20 protein-coding genes and 2 tRNA genes are annotated in these 21,587 nt (G+C 66.1%); 14 read left to right on the forward strand and 8 right to left on the reverse strand.

The genetic code is table 11. From position 1 onward, the window contains the following. Nucleotides 1-28: 28 nt before the first annotated feature. From GD627_RS04270 to GD627_RS04280, 3 genes are all read left to right on the forward strand, one after another. Nucleotides 29-1,408, forward strand: a complete 1,380-nt coding sequence (locus GD627_RS04270; RefSeq protein ID WP_152271472.1) for a cystathionine beta-synthase — start codon at nt 29-31, stop codon at nt 1,406-1,408. 28 nt (nt 1,409-1,436) lie between these two features. After that, nucleotides 1,437-2,624, forward strand: a complete 1,188-nt coding sequence (locus GD627_RS04275; RefSeq protein ID WP_281349955.1) for a cystathionine gamma-synthase — start codon at nt 1,437-1,439, stop codon at nt 2,622-2,624. Nucleotides 2,625-2,950: 326 nt separating this feature from the next. Beyond that, on the forward strand, nt 2,951-4,801 hold the full coding sequence (locus GD627_RS04280) for an HNH endonuclease signature motif containing protein (protein WP_152271474.1): 1,851 nt from the start codon (nt 2,951-2,953) through the stop codon (nt 4,799-4,801). A 306-nt stretch (nt 4,802-5,107) separates the two neighbouring features. Here the strand turns inward: GD627_RS04280 and GD627_RS04285 are convergent, their stop codons facing one another. Then, nucleotides 5,108-5,578: a hypothetical protein gene (locus GD627_RS04285; RefSeq protein WP_152271475.1), complete on the reverse strand. Its 471-nt coding sequence runs from the start codon at nt 5,576-5,578 to the stop codon at nt 5,108-5,110. Further along, a complete protein-coding gene (locus GD627_RS04290) occupies nt 5,578-6,756 on the reverse strand; it encodes an amidohydrolase (RefSeq protein WP_152271476.1) in 1,179 nt (392 codons plus the stop codon). The genes GD627_RS04285 and GD627_RS04290 overlap by 1 nt, the downstream gene beginning before the upstream one ends. A 158-nt stretch (nt 6,757-6,914) precedes the next feature. On the opposite strand from GD627_RS04290, the gene GD627_RS04295 reads away from it, so the two are divergent. The 3 genes from GD627_RS04295 to GD627_RS04305 all read left to right on the forward strand — a co-directional run bounded on the left by GD627_RS04295 (nt 6,915) and on the right by GD627_RS04305 (nt 11,201). Beyond that, a complete protein-coding gene (locus GD627_RS04295; RefSeq protein ID WP_194265956.1) occupies nt 6,915-8,204 on the forward strand; it encodes a glycosyltransferase 87 family protein in 1,290 nt (429 codons plus the stop codon). A 9-nt stretch (nt 8,205-8,213) separates the two neighbouring features. Further along, complete coding sequence (locus tag GD627_RS04300) at nt 8,214-8,894, forward strand: MOSC domain-containing protein (RefSeq protein ID WP_146360952.1); 681 nt, start codon at nt 8,214-8,216, stop codon at nt 8,892-8,894. A 399-nt stretch (nt 8,895-9,293) separates the two neighbouring features. Then, entirely contained in the window at nt 9,294-11,201 is a 1,908-nt protein-coding gene (locus GD627_RS04305) for a DEAD/DEAH box helicase (RefSeq protein WP_281349956.1), read from the forward strand. A gap of 139 nt (nt 11,202-11,340) precedes the next feature. On the opposite strand, the gene GD627_RS04310 is transcribed toward GD627_RS04305, so the two are convergent. Next, entirely contained in the window at nt 11,341-12,723 is a 1,383-nt protein-coding gene (locus tag GD627_RS04310) for a protein kinase domain-containing protein (RefSeq protein ID WP_246165310.1), read from the reverse strand. A gap of 176 nt (nt 12,724-12,899) precedes the next feature. Here GD627_RS04310 and GD627_RS04315 point away from each other — a divergent pair. The 8 genes from GD627_RS04315 to GD627_RS04350 all read left to right on the forward strand — a co-directional run bounded on the left by GD627_RS04315 (nt 12,900) and on the right by GD627_RS04350 (nt 17,214). Continuing rightward, nucleotides 12,900-12,971 (forward strand) — tRNA-Thr (locus GD627_RS04315). A 74-nt stretch (nt 12,972-13,045) separates the two neighbouring features. After that, nucleotides 13,046-13,119, forward strand: a tRNA-Met gene (locus tag GD627_RS04320). A gap of 245 nt (nt 13,120-13,364) precedes the next feature. Further along, complete coding sequence (locus GD627_RS04325; RefSeq protein ID WP_146360964.1) at nt 13,365-13,931, forward strand: type 1 glutamine amidotransferase domain-containing protein; 567 nt, start codon at nt 13,365-13,367, stop codon at nt 13,929-13,931. Between the two features lie 75 nt (nt 13,932-14,006). Further along, nucleotides 14,007-14,963: a DUF2797 domain-containing protein gene (locus GD627_RS04330; RefSeq protein WP_194265957.1), complete on the forward strand. Its 957-nt coding sequence runs from the start codon at nt 14,007-14,009 to the stop codon at nt 14,961-14,963. A gap of 58 nt (nt 14,964-15,021) precedes the next feature. Continuing rightward, nucleotides 15,022-15,258: a hypothetical protein gene (locus GD627_RS04335; protein ID WP_146360968.1), complete on the forward strand. Its 237-nt coding sequence runs from the start codon at nt 15,022-15,024 to the stop codon at nt 15,256-15,258. Continuing rightward, nucleotides 15,258-15,707 carry an FAS1-like dehydratase domain-containing protein gene (locus GD627_RS04340; protein WP_146360970.1) on the forward strand — a complete coding sequence of 150 codons (450 nt, stop codon included), beginning with the start codon at nt 15,258-15,260 and terminating at the stop codon, nt 15,705-15,707. The genes GD627_RS04335 and GD627_RS04340 overlap by 1 nt, the downstream gene beginning before the upstream one ends. A gap of 5 nt (nt 15,708-15,712) precedes the next feature. Continuing rightward, nucleotides 15,713-16,144, forward strand: a complete 432-nt coding sequence (locus tag GD627_RS04345) for a MaoC family dehydratase (protein ID WP_152271480.1) — start codon at nt 15,713-15,715, stop codon at nt 16,142-16,144. Nucleotides 16,145-16,149: 5 nt separating this feature from the next. Beyond that, nucleotides 16,150-17,214, forward strand: coding sequence for a UDP-N-acetylmuramate dehydrogenase (locus GD627_RS04350; protein ID WP_152271769.1), 1,065 nt, complete (start codon nt 16,150-16,152; stop codon nt 17,212-17,214). A 16-nt stretch (nt 17,215-17,230) separates the two neighbouring features. Here GD627_RS04350 and GD627_RS04355 read toward each other — a convergent pair whose 3' ends face one another. The 5 genes from GD627_RS04355 to GD627_RS04375 form a co-directional block, all read right to left on the reverse strand. After that, on the reverse strand, nt 17,231-17,731 hold the full coding sequence (locus GD627_RS04355; protein WP_152271481.1) for a hypothetical protein: 501 nt from the start codon (nt 17,729-17,731) through the stop codon (nt 17,231-17,233). Nucleotides 17,732-17,965: 234 nt separating this feature from the next. Beyond that, the gene (gene asd, locus GD627_RS04360) at nt 17,966-19,114 is read right to left on the reverse strand and encodes an aspartate-semialdehyde dehydrogenase (RefSeq protein WP_152271482.1); all 1,149 of its coding nucleotides are present in this window, start codon (nt 19,112-19,114) and stop codon (nt 17,966-17,968) included. 10 nt (nt 19,115-19,124) lie between these two features. After that, nucleotides 19,125-19,832 (reverse strand): dihydrofolate reductase, encoded by a 708-nt coding sequence (locus GD627_RS04365; protein ID WP_152271483.1) that lies wholly within the window; start codon nt 19,830-19,832, stop codon nt 19,125-19,127. 10 nt (nt 19,833-19,842) lie between these two features. Continuing rightward, the gene (locus GD627_RS04370) at nt 19,843-20,646 is read right to left on the reverse strand and encodes a thymidylate synthase (protein ID WP_152271484.1); all 804 of its coding nucleotides are present in this window, start codon (nt 20,644-20,646) and stop codon (nt 19,843-19,845) included. 36 nt (nt 20,647-20,682) lie between these two features. Beyond that, nucleotides 20,683-21,537, reverse strand: a complete 855-nt coding sequence (locus tag GD627_RS04375) for a DUF1648 domain-containing protein (RefSeq protein WP_152271485.1) — start codon at nt 21,535-21,537, stop codon at nt 20,683-20,685. Nucleotides 21,538-21,587: the final 50 nt, after the last annotated feature.

Below are 21,587 nucleotides of genomic sequence, written 5' to 3' on the forward strand. Positions count from 1 at the left end.
GGCGGGACAAGCAAGTAACGTTGGTCACATGAAGTATGCCAACACCGTCCTGGACCTGATCGGCAACACCCCTTTGGTGAAGCTCCACCACGTGACCGAAGGTATCCAGGCCACCGTCCTGGTAAAGCTGGAATACCTGAACCCGGGCGGCTCCGTAAAGGACCGCATCGCCGTGAAGATGATCGACACGGCCGAGCGCGAGGGCAAACTGCTGCCCGGCGGCACGGTGGTCGAGCCCACCAGCGGCAACACCGGCGTCGGGTTGGCGCTTGTTGCCCAGCAGAAGGGCTATAAGTGCATCTTCGTCACCCCGGACAAGGTGGGCGTGGAGAAGCGGGACGTGCTGCGGGCGTACGGCGCGGAGGTGGTGGTGACGCCGACGGCGGTGGCCCCCGACAGCCCTGACTCCTACTACGGCGTCTCCGACCGGTTGGTGCGGGAGATCGACGGGGCGTACAAACCGGACCAGTTCTCCAACCCGTCCGCTCCGGCCAGCCACTATGAATCCACCGGCCCGGAAATCTGGGCCGACACCGACGGACGGATCACCCACTTCGTTGCCGGGGCAGGTACGGGCGGCACCATTACCGGCACCGGGCGCTACCTGAAGGACGTCTCCGCGGACCGGCCGTCCGGGCCCGTGCGGGTGATCGCCGCGGATCCGGAGGGCTCCGTGTATTCGGGCGGCACCGGACGCCCCTACTTCGTGGAAGGTGTGGGGGAGGACATGTGGCCGGACAACTTTGACGCCTCCGTTCCGGACCAGGTGATTGCCGTGAAGGACGCCGAATCCTTCGCCATGACGCGCCGCCTGGCACGGGAGGAAGGCCTGCTGGTGGGCGGTTCCTCGGGTATGGCGGTGACGGCGGCACTCGAGGCTGCGCGCTCGCTCGGGCCCGACGACGTCGTTGTGGTCCTGCTGCCGGACAGCGGGCGCGGCTACATGGGCAAGATCTTCAACGATGACTGGATGCGGTCCTACGGTTTCCTGCAGGACGGCGGGGAACAGGCCTCGGTCCGCGACGTGCTCGCCACCAAGGACGGCTCGCTGCCGGAACTGGTCCACACCCATCCGAACGAAACCGTGCGGGACGTCATTACCATCCTGAACGAATACGGTGTCTCCTTCCTGCCCGTCCTCTCCCAGGAGCCTCCCGTGGTCCTGGGAGAGGTGCTGGGCTCCGTGGACGAGCGCTCGCTGACGGAAAAGCTCTTCCGCGGAGAGGCCAAGCCCACGGATCGGATCAGCGAGCACATGGGCCCCCGGCCTGCCCTTGTGGGGGCCGGAGACTCCGTGGAGACGGCCCGGGCGAAACTTCACGACGACGACGCCGTGATGGTTACGTCCGATGGCGCCGCCGTTGGCATGCTGACCCGCCACGACCTACTTTCGTACCTGAGCCTCTAACCGGGCACGCCTTCGCAGGGGCGCTGTTTTGCACCGATCTGCCGGCCACCGCCGGCGCAAGGAGAACACCATGACGAGCTTCAGTACCCGCGCCATCCATGCGGGCCAGGCACCGGATCCCACCACCGGAGCGGTCATTCCGCCCCTGTACCAGAGCACCACCTATGCCCAGGACGGCATCGGCGGGCTGCGCAACGGCTATGAGTACGGCCGCGGCACCAACCCCACGCGGGATTCGCTGCAGGAACAGCTCGCCGCACTGGAAGGCGGGAAGCATGCCTTCTCCTTCAGCTCCGGCCTTGCTGCGGAGGACGCCCTGATCCGGGGGCTGCTGGCTCCCGGAGACCATATCGTGCTGGGCAACGATGCCTACGGCGGTACCTACCGGCTGATCAACAAGGTGCTGGGCAAATGGGGGATTACCAACGCAGCTGTGGATATGTCCGACGCCGCCGCTGTGGCGGCCGCCGTTGCAGCCGGGAACACGAAGATCGTGTGGCTGGAAACGCCGTCGAACCCTCTCATGAAGATTTCCGATATTGCCGCAACCGCGCAGGCAGCGCACGACGCCGGGGCCATCCTGGTTGTCGATAACACCTTTGCCTCTCCCTACCTGCAGCAGCCGCTGTCGCTGGGGGCCGACGTCGTAGTGCATTCGACCACCAAGTACATCGGCGGGCACTCGGACGCCGTGGGCGGTGCCGTCATCCTGAACGACGACGCGATGGCGGAGGAGATTGGGTTTATCCAGTTTGCCGTAGGTGCAGTGTCGGCACCGATGGAGGCCTGGCTGACCACCCGCGGACTGAAGACGCTGGCTGTGCGGATGGACCGCCATTCCGCCAGTGCCATGGCCGTGGCGAAGTGGCTGCGCAACCAGCCGGCAGTGGAGAGCGTGCTGTATCCGGGGCTGGAAGAGCACCCCGGGCATGACCTGGCCAAGGCGCAGATGAAGGATTTCGGCGGCATGGTTTCGGTGACTTTCAAGGGCGGTGAGGCTGCGGCACGGAAGGTCGCCGAATCCACCCGGCTCTTCCTGCTCGCTGAATCGCTGGGCGGGGTGGAATCGCTCATGAACTACCCCTCGGAAATGACGCATGCCTCGGTGAAGGGAACTGACCTGGCGGTTCCCGAGAACCTGCTGCGGCTTTCCGTGGGTCTGGAAGACATCGAGGACCTCATCGCGGACCTGGAGCAGGCGCTGGGTCAGCTTTAGCTGGGACGGGGTGTTCCGGTGGGGTGTTTTCGCCGGGGGCAGCCGGTGCTTGGTGGAGGGGGCAGCCTGGGCCGGGCGGGGCCGGTAAGATGCCTGGGCCGGGCGGGCCGGGTGGCTCTCGGGTCCAGGGGAGGTTGACCCTGCCGCGGTGCTCCGCTTGACCGACCATAGCGCTGTCATTTGCTGCCATCCGCCGTAGCCAATCCGATCGGATTTGAGGACTAGGTAGTCGCCTGAGAAAGACGGGTATTTCCGGTTTTCCGGGAGGCCCGTTTTTGGTCTGTTTTCGGGCCGGAAATGTCAGTGCCGGGTGAAATCCTGAGGGTATGGATCAGCTCGGGAACACCGAACAGACAACCGAAGAACCAGCCAGTGAAGACCAGCAGCCAACAGGCTCGGCTGGAGATGAGGATGCTCCGCACACGCCCTGCACGCTGGCGGTATATCGGGCGGTTCCGGATGTCAGTGGTGACGCTACGGACTCCGACGACGGCGGCACCCGGGCTGGCACTGTCACGTGCACGGATACCGACACCAACACCGGCGATGCCTCCACCGATCCCGCCGCAACGCCGGCTGCCGCCCTCTTCGATGTACCCATTCCCGCACCGGATTCCGCGTCCGGCTCGACTACCGCCGGACCTGCAGAACCCCAACCCGGACCCGTTCCAGAGGACACCACAGGGTCGGCGGCCGCTGAACCTGCCGAACCCGCTGAACCCGCTGAACCCGCTGAACCCGCTGAACCTGCGGAGCCCGCCACAGGTGCCACCGGTGCTGATGGTGAGGGCTTTCCGGATGGTTTTACCGGGGTGCTGGCGATGGCGAATCTTGAGTCCTTCGACGAACACGACACCGGTGAGGTGTTGGCGAGGCTGGCGCATTTGGTGCGGTGGACGCAGGCCCAGCAGGCCCGCGCGATCAACCATATGGAGGAACTGTTCCGCAAGGATGTGTGCAAGCACTTCGGCAGTGAAGGTCCGGGGCTGGCGTTCAGTCTGGCAGCCGCCGAATGTGCTGCGATTTTGAATGTTCCGCAGACCACCGCGCAGGGCATGATGTTCGAAGCCGGAAGACTCTGCAGCACCCACACCGCCACCCTGACCGGACTGGAAGAAGGACGGTTCTCCTATGCGCACGCGCAGGTGGTCCTGGATCAGTGCGAGAACATACCCTCCGCGGAACTTCCCGGGTTCGAGGCCGAGCTGCTCGCCAAAGCCGAAGGCATAACCCGGCCACAGTTCTGTGCCAAGGCACGCCGGCTGCGGGAGAAAACGTATCCCGAGACCATTGCCGAACGGCACCGGACGGCGTTCGAGAAACGCAAGGTGGTCTTGGAACGGGACGAGGACGGCATGTCCTGGCTGTCGGCCCATCTGCGGGCCGAACATGCCCAGCAGATCTACACCGCACTGTGTGCGTCGGCTAGGGGTGAACAGGCGGAAGGGGACCCGCGGACAGCCGACCAACTGCGGGCAGACATCCTGACCCAACTGCTCATGGGCGGCCTCGGTTCACCCCGCGGTGGCGGTGCCTCTAAGCCAGGACACACGTCGGACAGCGATTCAGGCAAAGAGGGTCCCGCAGGTGTTCTGCCTCGGGCGGAGATCATGGTGTTGATCAACGCCGAAACGTTGTTCGGTGCCGACGAACAGCCCGCCGAACTGCACGGCTACGGACCCATCAGCGCCGACGCAGCCCGCAGACTCGCACGCAACGCCGTCCACTGGACCGGACTCGCCCAGGACCCGACGACCGGAGAGATCCTCTGGGTCGGACGCCGCCGGAAAGTCCCCGCCGGACTCGCCCGCTGGCTCAGAGCCCGGGACGGAACCTGCAGGTTTCCCGGCTGCAGGGTCAGCACCGCGGTCACGGAAATCGACCACACCACCGACTGGGCGAAAGGCGGCGACACCGAACACGGAAACCTGGAACACCTCTGCCGCCGGCACCACCGGTTCAAAACCCTGGGATTCTGGAAAGCCACCCAACCCACACCCGGCGTGATGGAGTGGACGTCTCCTACGGGACGGGTCTACCGCACAGAGCCGTTCCTCCAAGTGGCACCACCATCCCCTGTATCGGAGCCGGTTCATCGGAAGGGTCCCTCAAACACTGATCAGTCCCAGGAACGCAGAGTGGTGGATGAGGTACCGCCTGAACCGGCACCGTTCTGATCAGGCACGCAGTGACTGGTGGATGAGGCTCCGCCTGAACCGGCACCGTTCTGATCAGGCACGCAGAGTGGTGGGTTAGATGCCGCTGGAGCCGGCACCGTTCTCATCCAGCGTGGCCGCGTACTGGCCGCACTGATCCGGCACACGGATGAACCACCACCGGTCGGCAGGGGAACGGGCGGTGTGTCTCGGGCCCTCCGATTTCCAGTGCCGGGACCAAGACCGGGATCAAGACCGGAACCCGGGCCGGTGGAGGGGACCAAGACCGGTCCCGGAACCGGGCCGGGTCATCGGTCGAAGGGGCCTTTAGCGTTGCCGCCGGCCCTTCGCCCCACCCCTCGACCGGCGCTTCCTGGGGTCCCGGAGCTGGATGAACCGGTTGCTGGCCGGCAGCCAGAGCAGGACGGTGCAGGCCAGCAGCAGAAGGCCCACAGCCACCAGGGCTGGACCGCGGAAAAGCAGCGGGACACCGGCAATCACCCCTATGCTGCTGAGCGTTTCCCTGGCACTGCGCTTACCCGACCACAGCCGCAGCACGCTATAGGCGCTCAGCAGAGCCAACGCCAGCGCCAGTATCCCCAACATGATCAGCCCCGTGCTGTCCTGATGCTGGGTGCGGGCCGACACGATAAAGGAAACACCCGCTGTTGCCACCAGGACGGCTGCCACCAGCCAGGCAGCGGCGGCCATCCGGATGATCGACGGCGGGGGAGTGCGGTCCCCGGTGCCGGGCGTGCCAGGACCTCCCGGACCCGCAGGGATATCACCGGAACGCATCAGCGGGGAGCTACGATCTGCTCGTGCGCCTCGACGTCGTAGCGGTAGACCTCGCGGCCGCCAATCCACACCTTCAGCGCCCGCTGCATCACGTCCAGCGGATCACCGCTCCAGAGGACCAGATCCGCATCCTTGCCCGGTTCGAGCGAGCCCAGCCGGTCCGCCAGCCCCAGAACCCGGGCAGGATTGATCGTGACAGCACGGAGTGCCTCGTCCCTGTCCAGACCCTCCTTGACGGCCAGGGCAGCCTGGAAGATGAGGAAGTTAATAGGGACCACGGGATGGTCGGTGATGATGGAGATTTCCACCCCTGCTGCCGCGAGTTTGCCAGGATTGGCCATGCTGCGGCCGCGCAGCTCCACCTTGGACCGGGTGGTGAACAGCGGCCCGATGAGAACCGGCACGCCGCGCTCGGCCAGCACGTCCGCCAGCAGATGGGCCTCGGTTCCGTGGTCGAGCACCAGCTCATAGCCGAACTCATCGGCCAGACGCATTGCGGTACCGATGTCATCGGCACGGTGGGCATGCTGGCGCCACGGGATTTCCCGCCGCAGCACCATGGCCAGTGCCTCCAGATGCGGATCCCGCTGGTTCGGGTCCGCTTTGCCCAGATAGTTCTGCGCCTCCATGAACGCCTGCCGGATCACCATCGCCGTTCCCAGCCGGGTGGACGGAGTCTGCTTCTTGTCGCTGTAGACCCGCTTCGGGTTCTCGCCCAGGGCGGACTTCAAGCCGCTGGGTGCACGAAGCACCATCTCCTCCAGATAGCGCCCGTGGGTGTGCAGGGCCACGGCCTGCCCACCGATCGGATTGCCGGAACCGGGATTGATGTTCGCGGTGGTCACTCCGCCGGCAAGCGCGTCGTCGAACCCCGTATCGAACGGGTTTACGGCATCCAGCGCCCTGACCCCTGCCATCACCGGGTCCGTCATTTCGTTGGAATCGTTGCCGGCCCAGCCCTCGCCCTCTTCATGTACGCCGAGATGGGTGTGCGCGTCCACCAGGCCGGGCAGCAGCCACTGACCTCCGGCGTCGAGCACCTCCGCACCCTCGGGAACGACGACGTCGGGCCCCAGGTCCCGGATCTTCCCGTCCTCGATGAGGACGGTGCCGTGGAAGGGGGTACCCGTAACGGGAACCACGTGGGCGTTCGTGAGGGCAAGAAGCGCGGGGGACATGGGGGGACCTTTCGCTTGCAGATCTGGTCCGGCCAGCCTATCGCCTGCCCCGTGACGGGGGCGCGGATCAGGCTGCCCGGTAGACTTGCCCTGATCGATATCACCGAACTACGCCAGGCCGTGCCATGCACACGTCCGGCGTTCCAACAGGGAGAATAATGGGCCAGCTCCACCGATCCGCCGTCGTGCGGACCGTTGCGACCCTGGGGGCGCTGGCACTTGCCGGGCTGCTCGTATGGACAGCTTTTGACGTGTCTCCACGCCACGGCCTGGATTTCAGGGTCTACCTTTCCGGCGGGCAGAGCGTGCTCGACGCCGCAGGGGAGCTGTATACGAAGTCGGTCCAGTACGACGCCGACAGTAGCCTGCTCTTCACCTATCCGCCTTTTGCGGCGCTGGTCTTTGCCGTGCTGGCCCCGTTCGGCCAGAGCCTGGGGCTGAACATCTTTACCGGCATTTCCCTGGCGATTGCCGCTGCCACCGCTGTTTGGGCGGTGCGTTACGTGCACAGCAGCGGCAGCGCCGCGGATGTGCTTCGGCATCCGTGGCTGCGGCCCCTGGCCATCGCCTGCGCCGGGTTGATTGTGCTGCTGGGCCCCTGGCGCGAAACCTCCGCCTTCGGGCAGATCAACATCCTGCTGTTCGGGCTGATCATGGCCGATTTCCTGATCAAGAAGGACGGCTGGCCCACCGGCCTGCTGACCGGAGTGGCGGCCGGGCTGAAACTGACTCCGCTGGTCTTCGGCCTGTATTTCTTGGCCCGGGGCGACTGGCGCGGGCTGCGCAACATGACCTACGGCTTCCTCTCCACCTTCGCCCTGGGGTTCCTGATCCTGCCGCGCGAATCACGGACCTACTGGCTTGACCTGCTCCCGGACACCTCACGGATCGGCGGTGCAGGCTACGTGGACAATCTCTCCCTCAAGGGTGCAATCCTGCATTTCGGCGGCCCGGATTTCCCCGTCGACATTCCGTGGCTGATCCTGTCCCTGGCCGCCGTCGCCGCTACTGCAGTCATCATCCGCATTGCCGGTTCACGCGGACAGACCTTCACCGCGCTGGCCGCTGCCGCCCTGCTGATGCTGCTGATTTCCCCGGTGTCCTGGTCCCACCACTGGGTCTGGGTGGCGCTGTTCATCCCCGTCCTGGCGCGGAACATCATGGACCTCGGCCCCGGGCAGCGGAAACTGCGGATCTCCGGGCTCATCCTGCTGGTCTCCTCGCTCGTCATCTTCATCTACTCGCCCAAAACCATTGGCGAGCTGTTCGATGCGCCGAACCTGGACTCCCAAATTCCGGAACCCTGGCTGATGGCTTCCAGCATCGGCGTGTTCTGGGGCATCGGACTGCTGGCCTGGTGGCTGGCAGGGTACTGGGGCAGCCGCCCGCGCGACTGGTGGCGTAACAACCCGCCCGGGCTGCTGCGTGCCCCGGAGCCGCAGCCCTAGACTGCTGGCATGAGAACCGGTTCGCTGCTTGCCGTCTGCCTGCTGCACGGCCTCCTGCCCACTCGGGATGCCACCGGCGTCACCGCCATCGACAAGCGTGCAGTTGACGGTCCGGTGAAAGTCCACCCGCTGGGACTGACCGGAGACCTGCAGGCAAGCCGCAAACACCACGGCGGAGAATCCAAGGCCTTGTACGCCTACTCCCAGGACGACGCCGACTACTGGTCCGGAGAACTGGGCCGGGACATTCCGCCGGGCCTGTTTGGCGAAAACCTGCGGCTGGCCGGTATGGATGCCACCGCCGCGCTGATCGGTGAGCGGTGGCGGATCGGTGCCGACGTCGAGTTGGAGGTGACCTGCCCCCGCACCCCGTGCCGGAACTTCCAGCAGCGAATGGGCGTCCCGAACTTCCAGCGCCGCTTCGCTGAGGCCGCACGGGTGGGAACCTATCTGCGGGTCCGCCGCCGCGGCAGCATCACTGCGGGGGACACCGTGGAAGTGGTGACCGCACCCAGCCACGGGGTGAGCGTCCGCGACGTCTTCCTCGGACTCAACGATGATCAGGCCGCCGCCCTGCAGGCCTCCCGCGCAGCAGGAGAGATCACTTTGTCCCCGGAAATCCTCAAGGCACTGCGCACACTCGCGGCCAGGACCGCCCGCTCCACGGAGGCCTTGCCTGCAGGGCTCTGACCCGGGACGGACCGCCCGAAGACGGTGCGAAGCAGGGGCGGATCCGGCCCCTCGGAAGGGCCTGTGCCCAAGGTCACCGCCCGGAACAACGTTCCCGCCTCCGGGATGCCGTACACTTGAACACATCCCCCACTCCGGTATTCCCTTATTTTCGTGCGGTTCATCGAGGTTCTCACCTTAAATCCGTACGGTTCGTTGTGTTGGGGCCCGCATTCTTATGCGGGCAGATTCATCTTTTGGGGAGCGCCGGCAAAGAAATCGTCACACCGGTCGTAGGCACAATCCAGTGAAATCGGCCCACAGCTGTGACGGAAAGTCCTGCCTGGGATTGCAACAGCGCCGGACTTACGTCCCGCAGCCTCCTGGTTGCCTGGTCCCCGATTGAATGAGGATTACCTCTTGTCTGAAGCCACACTGGAAAACACCCACACCGCCGACAGCGCCGCTGTCGCCACCCCCGAAGCCGAAGAGAACACTGTTCTGTTCAGCGACTTCGGACTGGACGAGCGTGTCTTGGCAGCCCTGAAGGATGTGGGCTACGTCAAGCCTTCACCCATCCAGGCAGCCACCATCCCCCTTCTGCTCGAAGGCCGCGACGTCGTGGGCCTGGCACAGACCGGTACCGGCAAAACCGCCGCCTTCGCCGTTCCCGCCCTGTCCCTGCTGGCCGGACGTCCGGCCACCAAGGCCACCCAGGTGCTGGTGCTTGCCCCCACCCGTGAACTGGCACTGCAGTCCGCAGAGGCCTTCACGTCCTATGCAGTCCACATGGACGGCATCACCGTTCTTCCCGTATACGGCGGCTCCGCCTACGGTCCCCAGCTTGCAGGCCTGCGCCGCGGCGCACAGGTAGTTGTGGGCACTCCCGGCCGTGTGATTGACCACATCGCCAAGGGTTCCCTCGACCTGTCCAACCTCGAGTACCTGGTGCTCGACGAAGCTGACGAAATGCTGCGCATGGGCTTCGCCGAAGACGTGGAGCAGATCCTTTCCTCCACTCCGGCAGAGAAGCAGGTTGCCCTGTTCTCCGCCACCATGCCGCCGGCCATCCGCAAGATTGCCAAGAAATACCTGAACAACGCTGCGGAAATCACGGTCAAGTCCAAGACCACCACCGGTGTCAACACCCGCCAGCGCTACGTGCAGGTCATGGGCCCGCACAAGCTCGATGCCATGACCCGCATCCTGGAAACCGAAGAGTTCGACGGCGTTATCGCGTTCGTCCGGACCAAGGCAGCCACCGAGGATCTGGCCGACAAGCTGAAGGACCGCGGCTACAGCGCCGCCGCCATCAACGGCGACATCCCGCAGCAGCAGCGTGAGCGTACGGTCGAGGCCCTCCGCGACGGCAAGATCGACATCCTGGTTGCCACGGATGTTGCCGCCCGCGGCCTCGACGTCGAACGCATCAGCCACGTCGTCAACTACGACATCCCGCACGACACCGAGTCCTACGTCCACCGCATCGGCCGCACCGGCCGTGCAGGACGCAGCGGCGACGCGATCCTGTTCATGACCCCCCGCGAGAAGTACCTGCTGCGGGCCATTGAAAAGGCAACCCGCCAGCCGGTGGAGCACATGCAGCTTCCCAGCGTCGACGTTGTCAACGAGAAGCGCCTGGCCAAGTTCTCCGAGAAAATCACGGAAACCCTCGGCTCCGAGGACATCGCCGTGTTCCGGGACCTGGTGACCAAGTACCTGTCCGAGCACGACGTTCCCGCAGAAGACGTTGCCGCAGCCCTGGCCGTCATGGCCCAGGGCGGCCGCGACCTGCTGCTGCGCGAAATCCCCGTGGCTCCGGCCCGCCAGCGCGAGCGTTCCGAAGGCCGTAACGACGGCGTCGGATCCCGCGGCCCGACGCGTCCGCTGACCGAAGGCAATGCAACGTACCGCATCGCCGTCGGCCGCCGCCAGCGCGTTCTGCCGGGTTCGATTGTCGGCGCCATTGCCAATGAGGGCGGCCTGTCCTCAGCGCAGATCGGCGGCATCGACATCCGTGCAGACCACACCCTGGTGGAACTGCCTGCTGACCTTTCCAAGGATCAGCTGCGCGCACTGTCCCGCACCCGGATCGGCGGCGAGCTGATCCACCTCGAACTGGACAAGGGCCGCAAGCCGGCACGTGAGCGTGAAGGCGGAAGCTTCAACGACCGTGCAGACCGCGGCGGCTTCAAGAAGGACTTCAAGAAGCGCGACGGCGAGCGTTCCTTCGGGGACCGCGGCAGCGACCGCCCGTTCAAGAAGCGTGAAGGCGGCTTCCGCGACAGCGCAGCCGCAGGTGCCCGCAAGCCCCGTTTCCGCGACTAGGAAACCTCCGGCGCCGTTAGCCTAGGCGCCGGACAGCACGGCCCGTACCAAGAAGGACGCCTCCCGCACGGGAGGCGTCCTTCTTGCTGTCTTCGTGGCCGTGCTTCTTACTGACCCTGCTTTTTACTGCCCGTGCTTCTTACTGTCCGTACCCCCGGGCGCGGCGGGTATCGAGGCGCAACTCGAGGTCATTCATGACAATCGCTGCGAGGTCCTGCAAAGTGGCCGCGTCTTCCGGGGAGAAGGTGCGCGGCTCCCGGTCCAGGATGCAGAAGGTGCCCAGGTTGAACCCGTCCCTGGTCTGCAGCGGCACTCCGGCGTAGAACTGCAGGCCGAATTCGCCGGCCACCAGGGGATTGGCCAGTGTCCTTGGATCCTGCCGGGCGTCGTCGACCACATAGACGCCGTCCTGCAGGATGGCGGATGCGCACAGGCCCGGGTCGCGGCCAATCTCGACGGCTTCGGTGCCGTGGTGGGACTTGAACCAGATCCGGTCGGTGTCCACCACGCTGACAATGGCCACGGGGGCGTCGAAGAGACGCGATGCCAGGGCGGTGACCCGGTCGAAGGCACCGTCCGGGGGAGTGTCCAGCAGTTCGTAGCGGCGAACCGCATCCATGCGCTGTGCCTCATCATCAGGGAGCAGCCCGGGGTCCACCCGGTGCCGTCCCCGGGCGGTGACGATCATGTCGTAGAGCACCTGGGAGACGTCGTGGGCGCTGGGACGCTCAGCGGCGTCCTGAGCCGTCATGGCACGCAGAAGCGGCTCCCAGTCGCCGCCGAGCCCTGCGGGGATCTCAGGGTCGCGCAGGAGGCGTGCGAGGGCACTTTCCAGGGCGGGGCCGGGGAAGGCCGGTTTCCCCGTCAGGCACTGCAGCAGGACCAGGCCCAGGGAATACACGTCGCTTGCAGGCCCTGCCTGTTCCCCGCGTGCCTGTTCGGGGCTCATGAACGCAGCGGTGCCGGAGAATGTGCCGGGTTGGGACTGCGGGTCATTCGCGACGAGGGCAACGCCGAAGTCCGTGAGCTTGGCACGAAGGCGGGCATCGGCGCTCTGGTAGTCGAACAGCATGATGTTCGCCGGTTTGACGTCCCGGTGCACCACGCCGTTTTCGTGGATGTACCCGAGTCCCAGGGCCAGGTCGTAACCCAGCAGTGCGGCCTGCCGGCGGGGCAGCCGGCCCTCCTTGAGCCGTTCGCGCAGGTCCAGGCCCTGGACGAGTTCCATGACCAGATAGATCTGCGGCGATTCGGGAGTGGACGTGTCGGATCCGGCATCCAGGAGTGTGACCAGGCTGTGGTGGTTCAGGCGCGCCAGGATCTTGGCCTCGGCGTCACTGCGCCGAAGGTCCATCTCGCTGGTCGCTGACGGGCGGATGATCTTCACCGCTACGTCTCGGCCCAGGAACTCATCCCTGGCCCGGTGGACGGTGCCCATGGCACCTGCCCCGATTTGATTCAGGAGACGGTATCTTCCACCCAGGAAGATACCGGCTGAAACATGGTTCGGCACTGTGCTCACGCGCCCTCGCTTTCTTGTAGGGTAAGCATACTGACAAAACCCGCCTGTGAGGTGCGGCAGAGTCGGCGGGGCGGCCGTTTTTGCAGGGCCGCAAAAGTGTCTCTCGTCACCTTTTCCGCAAACGGCCCATTTCGATTTCATGTTCAGGAAAAGTGCTGGTAAAGTTTTATGTCGTTGCCCCGATAGCTCAGTGGTAGAGCGCCATCTTGGTAAGATGGAGGTCCCGGGATCGATTCCCGGTCGGGGCTCTCAATGGGAGGGCCCGCGTTGCTCAGGCTGTGTTTTTTGCGCAGGCCTCGGTAGGGCGGGCTTCACTCATTTTGGCGGTGTAGCTCAGTTGGTTAGAGCGCACGACTCATAATCGTGAGGTCGGGAGATCGAGCCTCCCCACCGCTACGGACAAGCCCCCGGAATCTCTGGATTCCGGGGGCTTTTTCGTTGTCCGGAGTCTTTGGGACCGGAGTCCTGTCGCGGGCGGCCGGTGGAACGGGACCCATCCCTAAGCTTGCTTATTATTACTGCTTGTTCGTAGGGTAGGGATAGCGGATAACCGGAAGGTTTCCGAACGATTTACGAAACCGTAGAAACATCGCAGCCGGTTCCCTAAGCGGCCCGGCAGCTGAACCGAACGGAGTCAACGCATGGCAGAGCACGATATTTCCGGCAAGAAGGTAGCTTTCCTCCTCACGGACGGAGTGGAGCAGATTGAGCTGACCAGCCCGTGGAATGCGGTCAAGGAAGCCGGCGGCGAGCCGGTGCTTGTGTCTCCGAAGAAGGGCTCCATCCAGGGCTTTGACGGCATGGACAAGGGCGAGACGTTCACGGTTGATCTTGACGTAGCCGATGCCGACGCAGCTGATTTCGACGCGCTGGTCCTGCCCGGCGGCGTTGTCAACGCCGACTTCCTCCGCGTGGACAAGAACGCCCAGCAGTTTGCCCGTGCCTTCTTCGAGGCGCACAAGCCCGTCGCTTCCATCTGCCACGGCCCCTGGCTGCTGATCGACGCCGGCGTCGTCAAGGGACGCGATCTGACGTCCTACCACACGCTGGCAACGGACCTGAAGAACGCCGGCGCAAACTGGACCGACGAGGAAGTGGTGGTGGACCAGGGCTTCGTCACCAGCCGCAACCCTGACGATCTTCCTGCCTTCAACGACAAGCTGATTGAGGAAATCGCCGAAGGGGAACACGCGGGCCAGCACGCCTAGGCCTTCCCGAAGCACCGCCGGAGGGTGGGGTAACGTAAAAAACGTTATTCCGCCCTTTTGGCGTTAAACGGGAGGTTGACCATTCCTGCAGCCGGGAGCACCACAGCGAACGCCGACGCCGGCAGGTTCCTCTGTTCGGGAACGTCCTGGGACGGCTCGGGCCCGCGCCTGGCACTGCACCTGCCCGACGGGCAGCCGCACCGCCAGCCGCTCACGCCGGGCACCGAGCTCCGGTTCCGGGTCCTGGCGGACACCAACGGCAATGAGAAGTTCTGCCTCGGCTCCTGGCAGGTGAACGACGACGGCGTCCAGTCCCACACTCCCTGTCCGGGCCAGGCTCCTGCCGAGCGCGGTTATCAGTGCAGCAGCTGCTTCATCCGGGACGAGGTGCGCGGCATCCACAACAGCCACCGTGTGGACAGCATCCCCGACGCGCTCCGGCGCTACCTGGACCAGCCGCACTGGCTGTACGTTGCGACCTTCGCCGACGGGTCCACCAAGGTAGGTACCGCCGCAGACGGGCGCAAACGGCTGAGGCTGGTGGAGCAGGGAGCCGTCTGTGCCCGCTATGTTGCCCGCGCAGGCGACGGGCTGATTGTGCGGGTGCTGGAAGACGCTGTCACCGCCGTCGTCGGCCTGCAGCAGGCAGTGCGTGCGGGAACGAAAACAGCTGCCCTGACCCGTCCGCTGGCTGCAGGGACACTGGACGCCCGCAACGCGGAAGCGGCCGAGTCGGTGCGGAGCATGCTGGCGGATACGGGGATCACCGGCTTCCGGCCGGTCGACGAGGTCTGGGAACCGCCTGCCCAGTTCGCCACCGTCCTGGACACGTCGTGCGAACTGTATCCGTGCGACCCGGCATCCGGAGAGCACGGCATGGTCATCCAGGCCGTCCTGGGCGCAACGGCCCTGGTCCGGGTGGACGGCGAAGAAACCCTGTTTGCAGCGGACCTGTCCCGGCTGAAGGGCCGCCGGCTGCAGTACGGTCCCTTCCGCACAGCAGTCCCGGCGCTGCAGGCCGCCCTGTTCTAGCGGGAGTCCCGCGGCAGGCGGTTCGGGGCGGCCCCGCCCGCCCCTGTATTCTGAAGACATGCTAAATACCCCCTGGGAGACAGGCTCACCCCTGTACCGGAAACTTGTCGTGAGCGCCTTGGCCATCAGCGGCGCCGGGGTGCTGCTGGTCCTCCTGGGGGCGGTCCTGGACAACCAGGTCCTGATGTACATCGCCCTTCCCCTGATAGTGGTGGGCCTGAGCACGCACCTGAGCGGTATGGTGGTCCGCGCCAGGGACACCCGCCGCCGCATCAAGGGCATGAAGGACACATAATGAGCATCAATCCCGCACTTCAGGGGCGCACGTATCCGGCCGGGGAAGCGTATTCCGTGGGCCGCGAAAAGATCCGTGAATTCGCCGCGGCCGTCAAGGCCACCAACCCGGCACACTTCGACGTGGCCAAGGCGCAGGAGCTGGGCTACGCGGACCTGGTTGCCCCGCCCACCTTCGCCATCATCGTGGCGCAGCGTGCCGACGCCCTGCTGGTGGCCGATCCCGGGGCAGGCATTGACTTCTCCCGGGTGGTGCACGCCGACCAGCGCTTCACCCACCACCGCCCCATCGTGGCCGGAGATGAACTGGTGGCAGAACTGCACGTGGACTCCGTCCGGGCCATGGGCGACGGCGCCCTGATCACCACCCGCGCGGAAATCTCCACGACCGAGGGCGAACACGTAGCCACCACCCTTTCATCCATCCTCGTCCGCGGAGAGGGACAGTAACCGCCATGTCCATTGCACTGAGTGAGCTTTCCAAGGGCAGCGAGATCGGTTCCACCACGCTGGAGATTTCCCGCGCGGACCTGATCCGCTACGCCGGCGCCTCCGGAGATTTCAACCCGATCCACTGGAACGAGCGCTTCGCCCGCGAGGTGGAACTGCCCGGCGTCATCGCGCACGGGATGTTCACCATGGGTACCGCTGTCCAGCTGGTGAGCGACTGGATTTCGGATCCCGGTGCGGTCATCGACTACCAGACACGCTTTACCCGGCCCGTCCTGGTGGAGGACATCGACGGCGCCCCCGGCGCAGTGGTCGAGGTGACCGGAGTGATCGGCGCCGTCGACCCGGACAATTCGACCGCCCGGGTTGACCTTACGGTGACCTTCAACGGCCAGAAGGTGCTGGTCAAGGCCCAGGCAGTGGTGCGGGTCTGGTGACTGCTTTGACCCGGATGCCGCTGGCATCCCTGACCACCGCCCGCGTCGGCGGTCCCGCCCGCCGGTATATCGAAGCGGAAAACGAAGACGAACTGATCATCGCCGTCCGCGCCGCAGATGAAGCGGGGGAGCCCCTGCTGGTCATCGGCGGCGGCTCCAACCTGCTGATCTCCGACGACGGGTTCGACGGCGCCGTCATCCACATCGCCAGCCGCGGCCTGGACATCCGGGAGACCGGCGACGGAACCGCAGTCCTGCGGGCCGAGGCCGGGCACCCCTGGGACGAACTGGTGGCGTACACGTTGTCGGAGGGCTTCTCCGGCCTGGAGGCCCTGTCCGGCATTCCGGGGCTCGCCGGCGCGACGCCGGTGCAGAACGTAGGTGCCTACGGCGCCGACGTTTCCCAGTGCATCACGTCGGTGCGCGCGTGGGACCGTACCGGACGCACCGTGGTGGAATTCTCCAACGCGGACCTGGAATTCGGGTACCGGGACTCGATCCTCAAACGCAGTACGGTCAACGGTTCGCCCCGCTACGTTGTCCTCACCGTGGAGTTTGCGCTCTCCGCGGGAACCACCAGCGCCCCGGTCCGCTATGCCGAACTGGCACGGGCACTGGGCGTGGACATCGGCGAACGTGCCGATGCGGTGGACGTGCGCCGCGAGGTCCTGCAGCTGCGGGCGGGCAAGGGCATGGTCCTGGACCCCTCGGACCCGGACACCTACAGCACCGGTTCCTTCTTCACCAATCCCATCGTGGATGAGGCAACGGCAGCCGCGCTGCCGGCGGACGCACCCCGCTACCCGGTGGCGGAGCCCGGCAAGGTGAAGCTCAGCGCCGCCTGGCTCATCAGCCATGCCGGTTTCCGCAAGGGCTTCGGGCTGGCGCCGGAGGACGGGACGGGCGGCCGTGCAGCGCTGTCCACCAAGCACACCCTGGCCGTCACGAACCGCGGGGAGGCAACCGCGGAGGACCTGCTGGTGGTTGCCCGGGCGGTTGCGTCCGGCGTGGAGAAGGCCTTCGGCATCCGGCTCCGTCCCGAGCCGCTGCTGGTGAACTGCGCGCTGTAAGGACGGGCTGCCGGGCTTAGCCCGATTGGCCGCCGGCACTTCCGGTGCTGCCTGTAGCGTCGCTGTCGGCATGCCCGGCGGCTCCGCGGCCAAGAGCCGGTCCTTTCCTCGCCCGGGCTGCGGCTGCCCGTGCGCTGCGGATGGCTGGGAGATGCCGGCGGGAATCCAGCAGGCAGCTGTTGCACAGCCATTGGATCAACCGGGGTGTCAGTGCCACCTGGGTCCGCCGGTCCTGTAGGTCCGGCAGCAGCCACCGGGGTTCGAGGAAGCCGCTGAGGGCGTACGCAAGGTCCTCAGCGCCGAATAGCCGGGCAAAGGCCGCCTCCGGCTCCAGGGACCGCTCCAGCTCCAGGAGCGCAGCGTCCTCGTCGCGCAGGCTGTCTGCTCCCTCGGCTTCCAGATACCGCCGCAGCTGAAGGGCCACGCGGAGGTAGCGGGCCCGGGTGGGAGTCTGCTTCCCGACACAGCTGAAAGTAAAGAACGTGTTGAGGATTGAATCCACGCTTTGCTGTTCCATGCGGACACCATGCCACCCGGCACTGACAATTCTGCCGGGGCAGCAACTCGGGGGTTCCCGGGCTTAACGCCGCCGGGCCCGCTCCAGGGGGAGCGGACCCGGAAGGCACACCGGCAACACATCGGCGGGCAACACACCGTTCGGCAGAAAACCCGGCGGGCAGAAAACCCGGCCGGCAATACAAACCCGGCCGGCAATACAAACCCGGCCGGCAGAAAAGCCGGCGGAGAAAGATCAGAGGTTGCCGGTGGCGATGCGCAGCATCCGGCGCAGCGGTTCGGCAGCGCCCCAGAGCAGCTGGTCGCCGATGGTGAAGGCGCTGATGTACTCCGGACCCATTTCCAGCTTCCGGATGCGGCCCACGGGGATGTCCAGGGTGCCGGTGACCGCTACCGGCGTCAGCTCCGCCATGGTGGCTTCCTTGATGTTGGGCACCACCTTGGACCACTCGTTGTCCGCATCAATGATCTTTTCGATCTCCGCCACGGAGAGGTCCTCGGTCAGCTTCAGGGTCAGCGCCTGCGAGTGGGAGCGCATGGCTCCGATCCGCACGCACAATCCGTCGAAGGGGATCCGGCCGGCAGCTCCGCGGCCGAGGATCTTGTTGGTTTCCGCCCCGCCCTTCCACTCTTCCTTGGACATGCCGTTGCCCAGGTCTGCGTCGATCCACGGGATGACGGATCCTGCCAGCGGCACGCCGAACCGGGAGGAGTCCATGGAAGGGTTCTTCTGCTGGGCCAGGACGGCACGGTCAATCTCCAGGATGGCCGACGCCGGGTCGGACAGTTCTGCGGCCACGGAGCCGTGAAGGGCCCCGAACTGGTTGAGCAGTTCGCGCATGTGCCGGGCGCCGCCGCCGGAGGCCGCCTGGTAGGTCATGGACGTGCCCCACTCCACGAGGCCGTTGCGGAACAGTCCGCCCAGGCCCATCAGCATGCAGGATACGGTGCAGTTGCCGCCCACGAAATTCTTCACGCCGCGGGCCAGGCCGGCGTCGATCACGTCCCGGTTCACCGGGTCCAGCACGATGATGGCGTCGTCTTCCATGCGCAGCGTGGAGGCCGCATCGATCCAGATGCCGTCCCAGCCGGCAGCGCGCAGCTTCGGGAAGATTTCCGCCGTGTAGTCCCCGCCCTGCGCAGTGACGATGATCGGCAGTTTGGCCAGCGCATCGACGTCGTACGCATCCTGCAGCGGCCCGGCCCCGGACGCGAAGGACGGTGCGTCGCCGCCGGCGTTGGACGTGGAGAAGAACACGGGATTGATCAGGTCGAAGTCGCCCTCGTCCTGCATGCGCTGCATCAGGACGGAGCCGACCATGCCGCGCCAGCCAATGAAACCAGCCGTGGGAATGCCTGCAGCGGGAAGGGAGGAAAAAGTCATGGTTTCCACTTTAGGCCAGCGGTGCCGCTGAGTCTCGGTGGCCCGCGTCATGTTCGGCTGTCGCCCGGTCCCGGGTCCACAGGGCAATCCGGTACCGGGTGCCGTTGGCGGAGGTGTACCAGTCCGCAGCCGGACTGACACCGCTGAAGGTCCAGTCCGGTCCCAGGGCCGGGGCGAACGTGTCGCCTTCGGTTTCCAGGTCGATGACCGTCACCACGGCGGTGTTGGCCTTCGGGACGGCAGCCTCGTACAGCTGCGCGCCGCCGATGATCCAGATCTCTTCGCTGCCGGCACTGGTGCGGGCGGCCGCGAGGGCATCCTCAAGCGAGCCGACGACGGCGGCGCCCGCCGCTGCGGCGTCCTCCCGGAGGCCGGGGCTGGAGGAGACAACGATGTTCGTGCGGCCGGGCAGCGGACGGTAGGCCGCGGGGAAGGACTCCCAGGTCCGGCGGCCCATGATGACCGGGTGCCCCGCCGTCGTGGCCTTGAAATGCGCCATGTCCTCGGGCAGGTGCCACGGCATGCCGCCGTCGCGCCCGATGACGCCGTTAAGGGTCTGCGCCCAGATCAGGCCGATCAACGGCTCCCCGCCGCGCAGCGTGCCGCGGTTCCGCAGCACCTCCTGCAGATCCGCTCCCTCGCCGGTGCCGCCGCCGACCGGGTGGTAGCGGGTGGGTCCGGAGCCGGCGGCGGTTGCCTCGGGAAGGAACTCGGTCATAGTTGTCCTCTCAGACGGCAATCGGTGCTTTGATGCCGGGGTGGTGCCGGTAGTTGAGGACCTCGAAGTCCTCCAGCTCGTAATCGAAGATGCTCTCCGGGGTGCGGCGGATGTGCAGCTTGGGGTAGGGGAAGGGCTCGCGGCTGAGCTGTTCGCGGACCTGGTCCACATGGTTGTCGTAAATGTGGACGTCGCCGCCGCTCCAGATGAATTCACCCGGTTCCAGTCCGGTCTGCTGGGCCACCATGAGCGTCAGCAGCGCGTAGGAGGCGATGTTGAACGGAACGCCGAGGAAGGTATCCGCCGAACGCTGGTAGAGCTGGCAGGACAGCTTTCCGTCCGCGACGTAGAACTGGAAGAGCGCGTGGCAGGGCGGCAGGGCCATGTTTTCGACCTCGGCCGGGTTCCAGGCCGTGACGATGTGCCGGCGGGAGTCGGGGTTCTTTTTGATGCCTTCAACCAGCTTGGCGATCTGGTCGATGTGCCCGCCGTCGGGGGTGGGCCAGGAACGCCACTGGACGCCGTAGACCGGGCCCAGCTCGCCGTCGTCGTCCGCCCATTCATCCCAGATGCTGACGCCGCGTTCCTGCAGCCAGCGCACGTTGGAGTCGCCGCGCAGGAACCACAGCAGCTCCAGGGCCACGGACTTGAAGTGCACCCGTTTGGTGGTGATCAGCGGAAAGGACTCGCTGAGGTCAAAGCGCATCTGGCGGCCGAACACGCTGCGCGTGCCGGTGCCGGTGCGATCCGACTTCTGCGTTCCGTTGGCCATGACATCGCGCAGCAGGTCTTCATAGGGGGTAGGAATACTCACTCCGCCAGTCTAGAACAGGGCCCGCTCCGGAACAGGTCAGTGTCCGAGCAGGGGGGCTGCGATGCCCGCCACAACGGCCGCCAGCGAGAGCACGGCAAGGCCGAGGTAGAAGGCGAGGCCGCCAGGGTGTCCCGCGTTCACCGACAGGCCCACGCCCAGTCGTTTGGGCACCAGGACGCGGGGGTCGGCCCGGTTAACGTAGATGATTCCGGCCCGGTAGTTGCGGGGATCATCCACGGGATCGGAGGCCGGCATGTCATCGGATGACGCCGTCGGGTCAGCTCCAGGGAGCGAAGGCCGTGTCGGATCCGACGCCCCGCTGCCGGCTAAGTCGTTGCGGTAGCGGCGCCTGGCAAGCAGGCCGAGGCCGGCCATGACGGCAATCAGGGCCAGGAGGGGCAGGATGAAATAAAGCGCGCTTCCGTCCGGCGGCAGGAGCCATCCGCGCAGCGTGAACCAGGCGAGCAGCAGGCTCAGTGCGAGGGTGGTCCCGCCCAGGAAGAACTGCGTTGCGCGGAGATTTGCGGCCTGGGCAGCGGGACTGTCCGCCGTCCGGAGTTGCCCGCCGGCAGCCGTCAGGCGCGGGAGGAACACAGCCAGCCCCAGCATGAACAGGACCAGTCCCGCGGAACCCAGCGGAACCGAAAAAACGGACCACACGGACTTCGCGGCAAAGCTGTCTGCCTGCCCGGCGCCGTTCCAATGCGTGGGCAGCGAGGGCGGAAGATCCGGATACAGCCGCAGACCCACGAAGGCTGTGGCGGCAGCCACCGCACCGGCAGCCAGATACCAACGGTAGGCGGGCCGCGGCGGCAGCGCGTCCCTCTCCACCGGAGGCTTCGGGGCAGAGCCCTTCGCCGTCCCGTGGTGCATCTGTTCAGCGTGTTCCATCGCGTGCCCCCTTTACGGGGAAGCCTAGCAGCTGCGCCGGCGGGCGGACC

Origin of the sequence: Arthrobacter yangruifuii (genome assembly GCF_009192775.1) — a bacterium.
Taxonomy (GTDB): Bacteria; Actinomycetota; Actinomycetes; order Actinomycetales; family Micrococcaceae; genus Arthrobacter_B; species Arthrobacter_B yangruifuii.